Origin of the sequence: Virgibacillus proomii, from assembly GCF_900162615.1 — a bacterium.
Classification (GTDB): Bacteria; Bacillota; Bacilli; order Bacillales; family Amphibacillaceae; genus Virgibacillus; species Virgibacillus proomii.
Genome location: NZ_FUFN01000010.1, coordinates 1,454,505 through 1,469,687, shown reverse-complemented (window position 1 = coordinate 1,469,687; position 15,183 = coordinate 1,454,505). Strand labels below are relative to the sequence as shown.

Sequence of the window (15,183 nt, the reverse complement as noted above, 5' to 3'; positions counted from 1 at the left end):
AGGATGTTCAAAAAGTCCGGCTAGAAATAATTAGTGGAATTGATTATACGTTAAAAAGGATACTAACGCTGAAATAAAATAATGAGTAGGGAGTTTTATTGTTCCATGTATAAATACTGGATTCTGTATGCAAAGTTTTTTTCTACATAAAGGATGGAGAAAATTTTAGCTTAGTAGTTATTTCCACGTTGTAAAATTTTTGGACTTACGTATAAGTGAACGAGTCGATCTTTCGCGCCGATGTCTTAGCACCAACTATGTTTTTCTTAAATGCCATCCCCTATTTTTAACTGCATAGCCTGACTACTCAAAACTTCGTCGTCTCGAACTTTGGCGCATAAGACATGCCAGTGTCAGATTTTGCAACAGAAAAAGGTAAACTTCAACCGTGTCACATCGTGATTTTTTTAAGACGTTGCGATTTTGATACCCGACCCATCTCAGTCTGTTATCCACTTTTTGAACACACACTTTAAGTTAATATTTCGTAAAGGCTTGACTCACTACTTTATAGCTATTCAGGGCATGGCTAAATCATGAATAAATATTGCCAAAAAGATAGAGATGCGTTTTGCAATTTATAAACCTCTATTTTCCTAATAACTCTATGTTTTTAAAAAGCAGGTTACATGTTATTAAGGAAATTTCTGGTAGTACCTAGTCGTAGTTAGATTTATCATCGATCGATTGGCGAAATAATCGTATTTAATAATCCTCCGACGATGATAATCATTGCGGAAAGATAAAACCAAAGCATTAAAACAACAATACCACCTAATTGACCATAAAAGGCAGAGTAGTTATTAAAACTAACAAAAGAGGCAAATTGTAAAGAAACAAACTGCCAACCGATTGTTGCAAAAATAGCACCCGGAAGAACATTTTTTACCTTTAATTTAACGTTCGGGGAAAAATAATACAATCCAATTAAAAAAATAACGATAAATATACTGCCGATCCCCCATTGAAAAAAAGTCCAAAAGCTTTGAAAACTTTGCACAGTAAAAACGTCATCTAAATAGTCTCTGATCATTCTTTCGATCACAGGTATAATAACAGAAAACAAGATTACAATCATAAATCCAATTGTAAGCAATACTCCTTCTATCGCTTGTTTGAACAAGCTTTTTTTGGTTTCAATATTATAAGCAATGTTAAGTATTCGCTTCATCGATTGAAATCCCATTGAAGCAAGCCAAACAGAAGTAATAAAGCTGTATGACAATAAATTTTGCTTTTGATGTACTAAAAAGTAAGAAATCGTATTTTCAATTAGTCGATATGTTGCTTCCGGAGCAAATGGTTGAACTAATTCTAAAATATAATCTTCATTTAATGGCAAATACGGCAGTAAAGAATAGATCGCTACCAGAAATGGAAAAACAGATAGCAAAAAATAATAAGCCATCTGTGCAGAAAGATCATATACTTTAAACGTTAGGTATCGATTAAACAACTGACGTAGGATCATAAAAGCAGACATATAAATACTCCTTTTCATTTCGCACCTATATTTATTCATCTTTCCCTCTTTTTCTATGCTTTATTAATGATCATTTAATCGTTTTAAAATGGGGCCCGTCCTTTGATAAGCTTGACATTCCTTCCAGAACAAAAGCTAGAAGCGTATTTGGTCAACCCCGCCAAAAAAGGAGTGAAGCAGCCATTAGAAACTAGGCGTTTGAATCTGATATGGATAAAAATATATACAAAAATCATTCATAAGCAACGAATTATATCATCAATTAACCCCATTAGTATTGCGTAAATGGAATAAGAATATTCAGTTAACAAATTTCAGTGATTTTGAACCAAAAAGTCAAAACCTGAAGAAAGAGTTCATTTGATAAAAACATACAATTAATCCAAGGCAACAACGGCAAAAACTATTTACGGACTGGATCTTTCTTCAATTCGGTCATAGGATAATTTTCTTTACATAGTGTATTTTGCATTAGGAAAATACATAATATTGCAACTTGACATGTATCCTCAGCGAGCATGAGCTGAAAGGCAAATAGCCAGATGTATCATGTAGTAATTTCGCTTGAAAAGGTTATCATGATTGTCGTTCCATGAGAAAAGTCACAACGCGATGTTGCAAAACTAGTGTTTTTATTTGCACATTACATACGGAAGCAGTAAAGCAAACTAAAGAATATTACTTGAAGGAAAGGTTTTAAAAACGATGCAAAACTCCATTCAAATAATCACAAATATGACAGATAGAATTTAACCAATTGCTTTTGTTCTAGCTGAATTAATGAGGGTGGTATATATTTAAAAAATTAACCTAAATGCGAATGTTTACTGGAATAAGGAAGCTCATTAAAAGAGAAATCGGAAACTAATTCGAATTCTAATTAAATAATTTTAAATCATCATTCGGACTTTTCTTTCACTAAACCACTTTTGTCCAGTCTTATTAGAAAAATTAAAGGAAGTGCACTTAACTTTAAGTTGGCGTCTCTGATGCAAAGCTCAATGGGATTACAAATTAAGTATAGTTTTAAGGAATTAAAGAAAAAATAGTAGATAAGTTGTTGAAAACAAGAGGTTAGTCCATAGGATTTAATTTTAAAAATAAAATGTAAACCTTTACATTTTAAATAAATTCGTGTATTCTTGATATGAGGATATGACGTTATAACCTCTCGAGATAACAATGATGTTTCTAGTCTAAAAAATAGAAAGGAGACGTTTTTATGAAAAAAAACAGAGTCTTAGCAAGTCAATTGTTATCACTGATGGGAGGGTCGGACAACATAGTGTCGGTAACGTATTGTGCCACACGATTACGCCCTACATTAAAAGACCGTTCACTAGTTCAAAAGGAAAAAATTGAAGCGTTAGATGGTGTAGCAGGAACTGTTGATAAGGACTTAGGATTTCAAATAGTGATTGGCATCCATGTCGATGAGGTTTATGATGAATTTGTGAAGGTATGGAAGGCAAATAAATCAACTGATATGGATAACGATACTGTAGACGTTTCGCATACAGAGAACAAGAAGCGTCATTGGTTTAATGAGTTTATTGCTCTAGTTGTCAGTATTTTTTCACCGTTATTGCCATTATTAGCTGGCTCAGGGTTGCTTCGGGGGTTCACGATTTTAGCTAATGAGCTAGGTTGGTTATCGACTGATAGTACAACAAATTTAGTTTTAACTCTTGCAGCGACTTCAGTATTTTACTTCTTGCCATTATTAGTCGCTATTACATCAGCAAAACGATTTGATACAAGTCCATATATTGCGGTTGCTGTAATGGGCGCGTTGATTATGCCTGATTTCATCGACCTAGTACAAGGTGATGGCGGGAATACGATTACATTTTTAGGGCTTTCGATTCCTGTATTTAATTATACTAGTCAAATCATTCCGGCGATCTTAACTACTTGGGTGCAATCAAAAATGGAACATTTTATGAAAATAAAACTACCTAATAGTTTGCATATGATTGTGATCCCTACTATATTATTAGTAATATTAGTTCCAATTGCTGCTGGAATAATTGGACCAATCGGAAATTATTTAAGTATAGGTATTGCCAACCTTGTGAACTGGTTAGCAAATATTAACCAAATCGTTACTGGAGCTATTATAGGCGGAATATGGAATGTTTTAATCATGTTTGGTGTGCATTGGGCACCGAATACGATGGTTATTATCCCTGAAATTGCTTCAACAGGTAGTTCTGCTTTTATTGCTTACGGTGCGAATGCGAATTTTGGTATGGCAGGAGCTGCATTTGCTATCTTCTTACTTAGCCGAAATCGAGAATTGAAGAATTTTTCATTAACTGCAATAACTTCTGTCTTTTTATCCGGGATTGTGGAACCGGCAATTTATGGTTTAGGTGTGAGATTTAAGAGCCCATTAGTAGCTGGTTGTTTAGGTGCTGCTCTTGGTGGTGCGTTCATGGGGGCATTTCATGTCGTAGGTAATGCATTTGTATTTGGTGGGTTAACAACAATTCCTGCATTTGCGGGACCTACATTATGGGCATATGTCATTGGTCTAGCAATTTCCTTTTTTGGTGGTATGTTATTAACAATTATTTTTGGTATTAAGGATCCAAAAGCAGAAATGTCTGCTTCAAAAAAATAGAATACTAATTATAGAAAGGATAATCGAAATGGATTTGAATTTAAAAATACAAGGGATTTTAGGATTGGCAGCAATTGGGGATGCGATGGGAGCAGCAACTGAAAATTTATCGTTTGATCAAATTCGTGCACAATTTGGTACTGTAACTAAGTTTGAAAAACCTGGTGAAACAGCATTTGCACTTGGAAATGAAGCAGGACAAGTAACAGATGATTTTTCCCAAATATATTTTCTGTGCCAAGCTATTTTAGAAAATAATGGTGTTATTGATAAAGATATTGTAATAAAAGCTATTTTGGATTGGTCAAATGTTCCTTGGTATTTTGATCGTTTTGCAGGTCCTACAACTCGGAGTGCAGTGGCAATGTATAAGGACCCTTCATTAAAAATGAAACCGTTACCAGGAGCGGCAACGGTAGACTATGCATCAAAAGCTACAAATGGGGCAGCAATGAAAATTGCACCAGCTGGTATTTTGCATCCTAACGATTTGGAAGGAGCTATTGATGCGGCGATTACAATCACACAAGTAACACATGATAATTCTTTAGCAATTTCTGGTGCTTGTGCTGTAGCTGCTACCACAAGCGCTTCTTTAGCACCTCATGCAACAGTCGATGATGCTTTAAGTGCAGGTTTTTATGGAGCTTTACGTGGTGAAACAAAAGCAAAAATCATTTCTCGTGAAGTAGCAGGTCCAAATGTTGTAGAACGTATCAAATTAGCGTATGATATAGTAAATGGTGTTGGTACAAAAGAAGAAAAATTGCGTCAACTATCACAAGTAGTTGGAAGCGGCTTGCATATTTCAGAAGCCGTACCCTGTGCATTTGGAATTGTTGCTTTAAATAAGGACAATGCCTTGCAAGCAGTGATTGATGCTGTAAATATTGGTTACGATACAGATACGGTTGCAACAATTGTTGGTTCTATGGTTGGTTCATTTGTGGACTTAACTGATTCAAGTTTCCAGTCTTTGTTTGAGACTGTACAACGTGCTAATGATTTTAATTTGGTAGAGTTAGCAAATTTATTAGCAAATGTGGTGATTACTTATGAGGAGAAACAAAATTAAATATTTACAAATTTATGAGGAATTAAAACAACAGATCACCAATGGGGATTATCCCATTGGTGATCTGTTGCCAGCAGAGCCTGACCTACAAAAACAATTTAATGTGAGTCGAATCACTGTGAGGCACGCCGTGCAATTGTTGGTAGATGAAGGATATGTTCAACGAATTCATGGTGTAGGTACGATTGTTCTTAGTCAAAAAAAATCATTGCAATTACAAAAATTATTAAGTTTTTCAGAAGAAAATAATGAGAATTCTTTACAATCATCCTTAATTTCGTTTGAAGAGGCCATTCCGGCAAATTCGGTGGTATGTTCACAACTTGATTTGCCAAAAGGAACAATGGTTAGTTGTCATGAACGATTACGTCAATACAACGATATTCCTATAGGCTTTCAACGTGTATATTGTCCTCCATTTCTCTCTTTATCTGCTGAAGAGCTTAGGGCACCGAATGTTTCTTTGTATGAATTGTTCCGCAAAAAAGGATATGAAGTGAAAAAAGCAAAAGAAACAATTGAGTCAGTAGTTGCAAATGAGAAAAAGGCTAAACTTTTGAAAGTACCAAAAAACAGCCCATTATTATATGTTCAACGAATAACTAGAGACCAACAAGATCGATTAATTGAATATGCGGAGTTCTTTTATAGAGGGGATCGATATCGGTACCACGTCGAATTGCAGGTTCCATAAATCAGAGTTGACAGTAACTAGTGATTATAATGTTGAATCTTTTAAAAATTCAGTCCCTTTTATTAAAATATTGCAAGCACTTATTAATTAAGGTTATTTAACACAAAATACTGCTCGCCACTTTTTTCCTATTAGCAACCTGTATTACTTATTAGATGGTTTATAAAAAAATATAAAATAGAGACTCCAAATAAGATAATAGTAAACAGAGCTAAGAATATACCTATTACTCATTGACTTATATTATTTAATTTTAATACATATATAACTATCACTAGCATTACATAAAAAAATAAGGCTATTTCGTTTACAACTTTCTGTAATTATGTGCCAACAAGTCAACACCTGAAGAAAAGTGGCACCATCCATTTGATGAAATTATAAGTTAACTCATGGCAACAACGGCAAAAGCTGATTTACGGACTGGATCTTTTCTTCAAACTTCCTAATCCAGACATAGGATGGTTTCCAGAGCGCTCTCTTTAACCAACGAGTGATTCGCAGTAAGATTTTTTGCTTTTCTGTGTGCTTTCGCAGGCTAATCACTGTCTTTTCTGGATAAACGGAGGCCATTATCCATGACTACTAGTCGTAAATGCGGCTTTACACCGGCAAACGTTCCTATTTATGGTTGTTTAAATTTAGTGGAAGTGTACTGAATCCACGATTTTTAATGCTCTATGCTTTCTGTTTTTATTTTGTTGTATGACCAAGTTATTTTTGAATATGTAAGCATTTCAAATCGACAGATATAATTAACGCAACGTTAGTGATTTAGCCAAAAAACATATTGCTTCACCATTTAAAATGGAGGAGCAATATGTTGGTATGATTTGTCTAAGACATGGATATGTGTTTTTATACACATAAATTATTCAACGTTGCAATAAGCCCTGATCGCCAGTAGCTTTATCTGGTCAAAGAACAAGTAAACACTTAGAGCGAATCACAGCAGTTATAATTATACGAGCCAGTTGATTGATTAAAACATCTCGCTTTTTTGTATGGACCGCTTTATGTGCCAAAATTGCTTCAACAGTTGACTTAGACAATTGGAGCTATACGTTATTGCCCAGGAAATTTTCTCGCGGGCAGGGAATAGGGAAACAAAGCTGTATCTCATTGATTCACCAGTTTATAACGGGTTGGCAACAGGCATGAATATCGGAAAAGGAACAATTATGTTGACAACAGCTACAGCTATTTTTAGCAGAATCGAGAAGTTTCTCTCTTAATGATTTAATATGAACCGCAATCGTATGCACTCCATCCAATTCCAGTTGGTTCCAAATGCGGACAAACATATCTCTTATCACACGAGCAATTTCTGCATCATCTTCTACTAGTAAAATAGTTGCTTGCATCCATGTTTCCTCCTGTATAAGTACTATATCACGATAAATTAATCATACCGTAAACTTTATAATTTCTTTATCTTTTCCATCAAAACATTGATTTTTAGCTTTAAAAATACAGGAAATAACCCTTGGTCATTTACAGGCGCACTCATTTTTTACCATGGTACAATGTAATTACCAATTGTAAACATGTGATCCTAGCAATCCATTTAGTTCCGGTCACACTACCATGCTTAAAAAACAGATTACAAGTGGGGTAAAGGCAATCCAAATTATGTCGAATGATAAATAATTCTTTTTATTGTAGGATGTGATAACATAAGAACGGATTGTAAAAAAACTTTCTAACAAGGAGGTTATATATTAGGGGAAAAAGTCTAAAATTTCTTGCTAATACTTTCGTCTATTTAGTCAGTAAAAACTACAAAACTTAACAAATAGTATCATTGGTGATTGGCTGAAAAATTTAGTGATAAAAAACGTAAAGTTCATTTTGTCGGATATCTTATTTTCTTGATTTTACTCGTCCTTTGCTATTTCGCTGTGTCGGAAGAATACTTCTTTACATCTATGCGGATATTGATTGGCTTACTCACGGTAGTTAATATTTATCTATTTTTATGTCTTCAAATGATTAAATAAATTAGGTGAAATTACCAGACATGATGAAAAAGTCTACTCATAAGAAATAGACTTTATATTTAATTCGCATATAAAAACTGCAGTCTCTATTTACTTAGTTCATGGTAGTATTATTTATCCATCTAAAGATTTAGGACAAATTGAATTTGTCATTATGTTTTGATTGATGTTATTCCACTGATTGGTTATTACGCCGCTTATTTCTTATAAAAACAAATATAGATATAATGATCATACCAATTAAAAGGAAAATAGGTATATTGCCAGCAATAAAAACGAAGCTGTTAGAAAGCGCCATCAAAATCATATTCATGCTTTTAAAAAATTGCTGTTCTGTTTTATCCCACGTATTTAGATCATCTTCCCCTTTCATCACCGTATGATTTTCTCGTATCTCGATTGTTATAGTTGCCAAGTCGGCTTTATTTTTTAAATAGTTCATTCGCCCAATAATTTGTTCAATTTCTTCTTGAACATCGGCCAGGTTATCTGAGATATCTAATAAATCTTCTGTTTTATCAGCCTGTTCCATAAATGAGAGCAACCGTTTTTCCACTACTTTTTTTGACTTTAACCGTGCTTCTAAATCAACGAATTCCTCTGTCACATCTTCTCCTGAAACAGATCTCTCCATCAGTTTTCCTTCTCCTGTCTCCACTTTCTTCATAAACGATTGAAAGTTCTTTTGAGGTATTCTTACTGTTATACTTCCAGTTACATTACCTTTTTCTGAATCTTTATGGCTAGTCGAGTCGACAATATACCCCCCTTGTGCGTCAATTAACTGCTCTAATTGGGTTAGTTTTTGCTTAAAAGATTTCACTTCTAATTGAATCGTTGCTGTATAAATGATTTTCCGACCAGAAGCGGTATAGTTATCAGCAGCTTTTATGTTTTCCCCCGTTTCATTTTGTTCTGAAGCGTCTTCATTCTTACTTAAATCTTCATTTGGTTTAATTGGTGTAGTATTTTTCACATGAATATTTTCTGCCATCTGTTTACTCGTTTCATCCGATTCCGTTTGGTCATTACAGCCTACAAGCACTAACAATATAAATAAAAAACAAAAAGAAAACTTTTTCATCCTATCATCCGCCCCTTGTATATTAATGGTTTACTATACAGACGGATGACTACATAAAACGTTACAATAAAGCAAAATAAACTTTATTCGGTTTCTCTAAATCTTATAAATAGGAGATGCGTTTTCTTTGAATTCCTTTTATTTATATAGTTCAATATATTTAAAAAAAACTAAAAAATAAGTCGAAAAGTTCATTGCAAATCAATGAAATCTACGATACTATTAACCCTAATTTAAAATTAATAGAATAGGAGAGATTAAATTGCAAAAAAATTGGGTTAAAACTATTGGATTAATTTCAGTGGCTACGAGTTTAGTAATTGGTAATGGACAAATAATAACTGCTGCTGAAGATGAAGATTGGAAGGTTAAACCAAGTGTTGAGACGTTGTGGAAACAAGACCAAAAAGAAAGTACTCCATCATTTATAACCGGGAAACTATCAGAGGAAAAAGTAACCTCAGAAAAAGACATAAGAAAGTTCTTTCAAGCAAATCAAGATTTATTTAAAATGAACCCAACAACAGATTTAGCGTTTGAAGAGACGAATACGGATGAATTAGGAATGACTCACTATACCTTTAGACAGAAAATTCAAAATGTTCCTATAGATAATTCAAAAATTGTTGTGCATATAGATAAAAATAAGAAAATTAGTGCTGTCAATGGGGATTTTCATCCTGATGCTCCTTCCAAATTAAAAGAGGATCGAAAATTGACAAAGCAGCAGGCACTTCATGCCGCCTGGAAACACATCGATGTTAAACGTAGTACAGCTGATAGAAAAATAAAGTCATTAACTGGCGAAACATTTAATACGCTGAACGAGAATGCCGAATTAGTAGTTCTTGATAATAGGAATTACACATTAGCCTATCGTATTGAACTACAATTTGTCCAACCATCTCCAGCAAATTGGCAAATTTGGGTTAACGCAGAAAATGGAAAAATAGTAAAAGCAGTCAATCAAGTTCAAGAGGCAGCAAAAATCGGTACGGGAACAGGTACTTTAGGAGATACGAAAAAATTAAATACGTATCTATATGAAGATAATTATTATTTATATGATACTACTAAAAGAATGGATGGTGTAATAGAGACCTATAATAATCAAGGTCAGTATGGAAATAGTCTTCCTGGTGTATACGTAACAGATAAGGATAATACGTTTACAAGCGAATCACAAAAAGCTGCCGTGGATGCTCACTACTATGCAGGAGAAGTATTTGATTATTATTATGATACGTTTGGTCGTGTTAGTTACGATAATAAAGGGGCGAACATTCGATCCACTGTTAACTACGGAAATAATTATAACAATGCTGCATGGGTTGGTAACCAAATGATTTATGGAAATGGAGACGGGAATCAATTCACCTATCTATCAGGAGCAAATGATGTTGTCGCTCATGAATTAACTCATGCCGTGATTCAAGAAACCGCCGATCTAGTATACGAGAATCAACCAGGTGCTTTAAATGAATCCTTTGCAGACGTTTTTGGTTATTTTGTTGATCCTGAAGACTGGTTATTAGGAGAAGATGTGTATACACCAAAAGTTGAAGGAGACGCAATACGTAACTTAGAAAATCCAACAGAATATGGTCAGCCGGATCATATGGATAATTATCAAAATTTACCAAATACTCCTGGTGGAGATTGGGGTGGCGTCCATATAAACAGTGGCATTCCTAATAAAGCAGCATATTATACAATTAATGCAATAGGAATAAAGAAAGCAGAACAAATCTATTACCGTGCATTAACTGTATATCTAACCCCAAATAGTAGTTTTCAAGATGCACGACAATCCCTAATTCAATCTGCACAAGATCTATATGACGAAGCAATAGCGAATACAGTTGCTAACGCTTGGGATAGAGTCGGTGTAAACTAAACGATAAAGTAAAACTATCCCATCAGTGAAGAGACTTCGTCTCACTGATGGGTAGTTATAATAGCATCCTAGACTAAAGTAAGAGAATTCATGTCCTCTCCTGAATGCATCTGCACCATCCACTTTGATTTTTCAAGAATTTGTTCAATTTTCTTTAAAGAGCATCATTACATTTTTTTATAAGAATATAGAACAATAACTGACATACTAAATAATTCCTTTTTAGGTAAAATCCACTTTTAATCCTCCATCAACCTGTTTAATACACCTTATAAATGCTTTAATCATTCATATTATGTTTTTTAATATAACTCCTAATTATGAATCTATTATCCTATTAAGTAAATTATTTTTCATTTTCATTAAACTTTGATATAGCTAATTTAACCTATAATAAAATAAGCGATAGCCTATTATTGGTATATATTGCTTAATTACGTTAACAAATTAAAGAATTAAAGTGAACTTATTATTCAAAAAAACTAATCTTTTCTATTAAAAATTAGTTCTATACACTTAAAAAATATGTAAAAATAAGTCGAACGGTTTATTGTATACAGGTGAAATATATGATATATTTTTCCCACAATTTAGTTCCAATAATTACCAAAGAAAAGGAGAGATTGAATTGCAAAAAAAATGGGTTAAAGCAATTGGATTAATTTCCATGGCAACGACTCTAGCAGTTAGTAATGGACAAGTAGTAAGTGCTGCTGCTGGTGATCAAGCTTGGAAGGTTAAGTCAATTGTTGATACGCTGTGGGAACAAGACCAAAAAGAAAGCACTCCTTCGTTTATTAATGGAGAACTAACAGAACAAAAAGTGACCAAAGAGAAAGACGTAAAAAAGTTTTTTCAAGCAAATCAAGATTTATTTAAAATGGATCCCAAAACAGATTTAACGCTTGAAGAGACGAATAAGGACAAATTAGGAATGACTCACTATATTTATCAACCTAAAATTCAGAACATTCCAATAGACGGTTCAAAGATTGTTGTCCATGTAGATAAAAACAAAAAAATTAGTGCGGTCAATGGGGATTTTCATCCTGATGCTCCTTCCAAATTAAAAGAAAATCGAAAATTGACAAAGCAGCAAGCACTTCATGCCGCCTGGAAACACATTAAAGTTAAACGTAGTGCAGCTGATAAAAAGGTGAATTCATTAACTGGCGAAACATTTAATACGCTGAGCGAAAATGCTAAATTAGTAGTTTTTGATAAAAATGGGAATTATACATTAGCCTATCGTATTGAACTACAATTTGTTCAACCATATCCAGCGAATTGGAAAATTTGGGTTAACGCAGAAAATGGAAAAATACTAAAAGCAGTCAATCAAGTTCATGAGGCAGCAGAAACTGGTGAGGGAACAGGTACTTTAGGAGATACGAAAAAGTTAAATACGTATCTATATCAAGGCAATTATTATTTATATGATACTACTAAAAGAATGAATGGTGTAATAGAGACCTATAATAATCAAGGTCAATATGATAATAGTCTTCCAGGTATTTATGTAACAGATAGGGATAATAAGTTTACAAGTGAATCACAAAAAGCAGCCGTAGATGCTCACTACTATGCAGGAGAAGTATTTGATTATTATTATAATACGTTTGGTCGTGTTAGTTATGATAATAAAGGAGCAACCATTCGTTCTACTGTTAACTACGGAAATAATTATAACAATGCTGCATGGGTTGGTAACCAAATGATTTATGGAAATGGAGACGGAAGAGAATTTACCTATCTATCAGGAGCAAATGATGTTGTTGCTCATGAATTAACACATGCCGTGATTCAAGAAACAGCCAATCTAGCATACGAGAATCAACCGGGTGCTTTAAATGAATCGTTTGCAGATGTTTTTGGATTCTTTGTTGATGAAGACTGGTTAATGGGTGAAGATGTATATACACCTGGTATTGAAGGAGACGGTCTTCGTAGCTTATCTAATCCACCAACGTATCATCAACCTGACCATATGGATAATTACCGTTATCTACCAAATACTCGCCAAGGCGATTGGGGTGGTGTCCATATAAACAGTGGAATCCCTAATAAAGCAGCATATTATACAATTAATGCAATAGGAATAAGTAAAGCCGAACAAATCTATTATCGTGCATTAACTGTTTATTTAACACCAAATAGTGATTTTGCAGATGCAAGACAAGCCTTAATTCAATCGGCAGAAGATCTCTATAACCAAGACATAGCCAACGCAGTTGCCAACGCTTGGAATAGAGTTGGTGTAAACTAAGCTCTAAAATAAACTAACCATCCGTGGAGAATTACATCTCCTCTGGTGGTTAGTTAAAATTATTAATTTCACTGAACTTTAAATTAAGAGAACTGCATGTTATTCACTTCCCAGCAAAGATAGTATTAATAACAATTCTCTCATTTTAACCCTCATTGTTACTCCTAATAATATCTCTAGGTTTTTCACTATTTTTTCTATATAACAGTTTGTCTTCACCTTATAACACAGATTAGAAAAATCTCTATCATCTAACAATACATTTAAAACCAGTTTTCAATAATACTATGTTGGCTAAACTGTAACCTCAATTAAAGCAAACTTGATTTTGCTAATCTTCGTACTCAGGCGGCTGCCAGTTACACTTATACTCAAACCGTAAACGGAATATTAGTACTGACCTAAGGCTCTTAAACCAATCGGGTATTTAGATGCCGTTGCCTTACTTAGGCTTCTCCTTATTCTCTATGAAGCAGAAGTCCTTCAACAGCTTAGATGTGGGATAAAGTTTTGGTTTTCTTTTTTCCGTGTTAGTTGTTCACCAAAAAGATAGCGCAGTCGGTTTAACAAGGATCCTCTGCAAACGTAAGTATTTCAAAGATGTAAAGCAAATCTATTTTAATTAAAGTTCTGTCAGGCCCTTCTCAATTAAAAATATTAAAGTCAACTTCAATCGAATAACTACTTGTCTCTCAAACCAACGTATGTACAATTCTGAACGACATCCGCCCGGTGCACAAAATAGAAAAATCCCGTCGACTTATTTTTCTATAGCGGACGGGATCAATAACTATTCATTAAAGCAATAATAAATACGGATTTTCTAAATAATGAACAATTTTTCTTAAAAAGACAGCTGCCGGGCTTCCATCTAGTACACGGTGATCAAATGTCAAACTTAGTGGTAACTTGATCATGGTTTGCAGTTTTTCATGCTCGTCCAGTTCCATTTCCTTCATAAATGTTCCTACACCAAGTATTCCACTTTCAGGAGGATTGAGGATTGGCGTAAAATATTCAATCCCATGAGCACCCAAATTGGTAATCGTAAATGTAGAACCACTCATCTCTACATTTTCTCCAGCTCTAGCAGCTTCTGTTACACCTTGAATTTGCCTCGCCAGGCTGCCAAGTGGCAGTCTTTCTGCGTGCTTTACTACTGGAACTACTAATCCGTTGTCTAAAGATGTGGCAATTCCTAAATGTACTGCCTCATATTGCTGCAGCATATCATCTATTAGATGCGTATTTACTTCCGGATGATCCAGTAAACTTAGGGTAACTGCCCTTGCTAGAAAAACGGTTATTGTCAGTTTTATCTCTATATTATTCTGGTCTGCTTCCTCACGAAGTTTCTTTTGAAAAGCAATCAGTTCCGTAATATCTGCTTTCCGATGTAACGTTAACTGTGCAGTATTTGCAAGACTTTCCTGCATATTTATTGCTATGGATTTACGCATAGCAGATAACCCTTTCATGTTACTAGTCTTTATCGGTCGTTCAACAACTGTTTCCTCCACTTGCTCTTTCGTTACCGCTACCTCTTTTTGTTCAACAGCTCTCTCCACATCTCGGCGAGTAATTCTTCCTTTAGGACCTGTACCTTCAATAGTTGCAATATTTATGTCTAATTCTTTTGCTTTTTTCCGTGCAGCTGGTGAAATCCGTCTTTTTCTATTTGGTCCATCCTGTTTTTGATTCATAAGCGGATCAACTGTTTCTTTAGGAGCTGCCTGTTGAGATAATGCTTCAGGCTTTTCTTCTTTTTCTTCCAGCAAGGTAGAAGCTGTTTCGCTCACTTCTTCTCCTTCATGACCAACGAAACCAATTACTTCACCAACTGGGACTTCTTCCCCGACTTCTTTTGTTATATTCAATAATACCCCTGCTTCAGGTGCCTCTACTTCACTAGTTAATTTATCAGAACTTATTGTGGCAATTCCTTCTCCTTGTTCAACTGCATCTCCTGGTTTTTTCAACCACTCTTCAATCGTCCCTTCTGTCATTGTCATACCTAACTTCGGCATTACAATTGTTGTAGCCATAAGAATCCCCTCC

9 protein-coding genes are annotated in these 15,183 nt (G+C 34.4%); 5 read left to right on the top strand and 4 right to left on the bottom strand.

From position 1 onward, the window contains the following. Window positions 1–676: 676 nt before the first annotated feature. Window positions 677–1,483, bottom strand: a complete 807-nt coding sequence (locus BN1066_RS14345; RefSeq protein WP_179104407.1) for a YihY/virulence factor BrkB family protein — start codon at window positions 1,481–1,483, stop codon at window positions 677–679. 1,222 nt (window positions 1,484–2,705) lie between these two features. On the opposite strand from BN1066_RS14345, the gene BN1066_RS14340 reads away from it, so the two are divergent. Genes BN1066_RS14340 through BN1066_RS14330 form a run of 3 tightly spaced genes read left to right on the top strand, consistent with a single transcriptional unit; the run spans window position 2,706 to window position 5,878 of the window. Then, window positions 2,706–4,109, top strand: coding sequence for a PTS transporter subunit EIIC (locus BN1066_RS14340; RefSeq protein WP_077320141.1), 1,404 nt, complete (start codon window positions 2,706–2,708; stop codon window positions 4,107–4,109). A 28-nt stretch (window positions 4,110–4,137) separates the two neighbouring features. Further along, window positions 4,138–5,184 carry an ADP-ribosylglycohydrolase family protein gene (locus tag BN1066_RS14335; RefSeq protein ID WP_077320140.1) on the top strand — a complete coding sequence of 349 codons (1,047 nt, stop codon included), beginning with the start codon at window positions 4,138–4,140 and terminating at the stop codon, window positions 5,182–5,184. Further along, entirely contained in the window at window positions 5,165–5,878 is a 714-nt protein-coding gene (locus BN1066_RS14330) for a GntR family transcriptional regulator (protein WP_077320139.1), read from the top strand. The genes BN1066_RS14335 and BN1066_RS14330 overlap by 20 nt, the downstream gene beginning before the upstream one ends. Before the next feature lie 1,127 nt (window positions 5,879–7,005). Here the strand turns inward: BN1066_RS14330 and BN1066_RS14325 are convergent. Both BN1066_RS14325 and BN1066_RS14320 read right to left on the bottom strand, forming a co-directional pair. Further along, window positions 7,006–7,242: a response regulator transcription factor gene (locus tag BN1066_RS14325; RefSeq protein WP_077320138.1), complete on the bottom strand. Its 237-nt coding sequence runs from the start codon at window positions 7,240–7,242 to the stop codon at window positions 7,006–7,008. Between the two features lie 805 nt (window positions 7,243–8,047). Next, the gene (locus tag BN1066_RS14320) at window positions 8,048–8,962 is read right to left on the bottom strand and encodes a DUF4349 domain-containing protein (RefSeq protein WP_077320137.1); all 915 of its coding nucleotides are present in this window, start codon (window positions 8,960–8,962) and stop codon (window positions 8,048–8,050) included. A gap of 262 nt (window positions 8,963–9,224) precedes the next feature. Here BN1066_RS14320 and BN1066_RS14315 point away from each other — a divergent pair, with 262 nt between their 5' ends. Together BN1066_RS14315 and BN1066_RS14310 are read left to right on the top strand one after the other, a co-directional pair. After that, window positions 9,225–10,859: a M4 family metallopeptidase gene (locus BN1066_RS14315; RefSeq protein ID WP_245799799.1), complete on the top strand. Its 1,635-nt coding sequence runs from the start codon at window positions 9,225–9,227 to the stop codon at window positions 10,857–10,859. A 667-nt stretch (window positions 10,860–11,526) separates the two neighbouring features. Beyond that, window positions 11,527–13,125 (top strand): M4 family metallopeptidase, encoded by a 1,599-nt coding sequence (locus tag BN1066_RS14310; protein ID WP_077321490.1) that lies wholly within the window; start codon window positions 11,527–11,529, stop codon window positions 13,123–13,125. Between the two features lie 797 nt (window positions 13,126–13,922). Here the strand turns inward: BN1066_RS14310 and BN1066_RS14305 are convergent. Further along, complete coding sequence (locus BN1066_RS14305; RefSeq protein ID WP_077320136.1) at window positions 13,923–15,170, bottom strand: dihydrolipoamide acetyltransferase family protein; 1,248 nt, start codon at window positions 15,168–15,170, stop codon at window positions 13,923–13,925. Window positions 15,171–15,183 lie beyond the last annotated feature (13 nt).

Coding starts and splice junctions, on each gene's coding strand:
- BN1066_RS14320 (WP_077320137.1), bottom strand. CDS start 8,962: ATGAAAAAGTTTTCTTTTTGTTTTTTATTTATATTGTTAGTGCTTGTA.
- BN1066_RS14330 (WP_077320139.1), top strand. CDS start 5,165: ATGAGGAGAAACAAAATTAAATATTTACAAATTTATGAGGAATTAAAA.
- BN1066_RS14325 (WP_077320138.1), bottom strand. CDS start 7,242: ATGCAAGCAACTATTTTACTAGTAGAAGATGATGCAGAAATTGCTCGT.
- BN1066_RS14345 (WP_179104407.1), bottom strand. CDS start 1,483: ATGTCTGCTTTTATGATCCTACGTCAGTTGTTTAATCGATACCTAACG.
- BN1066_RS14305 (WP_077320136.1), bottom strand. CDS start 15,170: ATGGCTACAACAATTGTAATGCCGAAGTTAGGTATGACAATGACAGAA.
- BN1066_RS14340 (WP_077320141.1), top strand. CDS start 2,706: ATGAAAAAAAACAGAGTCTTAGCAAGTCAATTGTTATCACTGATGGGA.
- BN1066_RS14310 (WP_077321490.1), top strand. CDS start 11,527: ATGGCAACGACTCTAGCAGTTAGTAATGGACAAGTAGTAAGTGCTGCT.
- BN1066_RS14335 (WP_077320140.1), top strand. CDS start 4,138: ATGGATTTGAATTTAAAAATACAAGGGATTTTAGGATTGGCAGCAATT.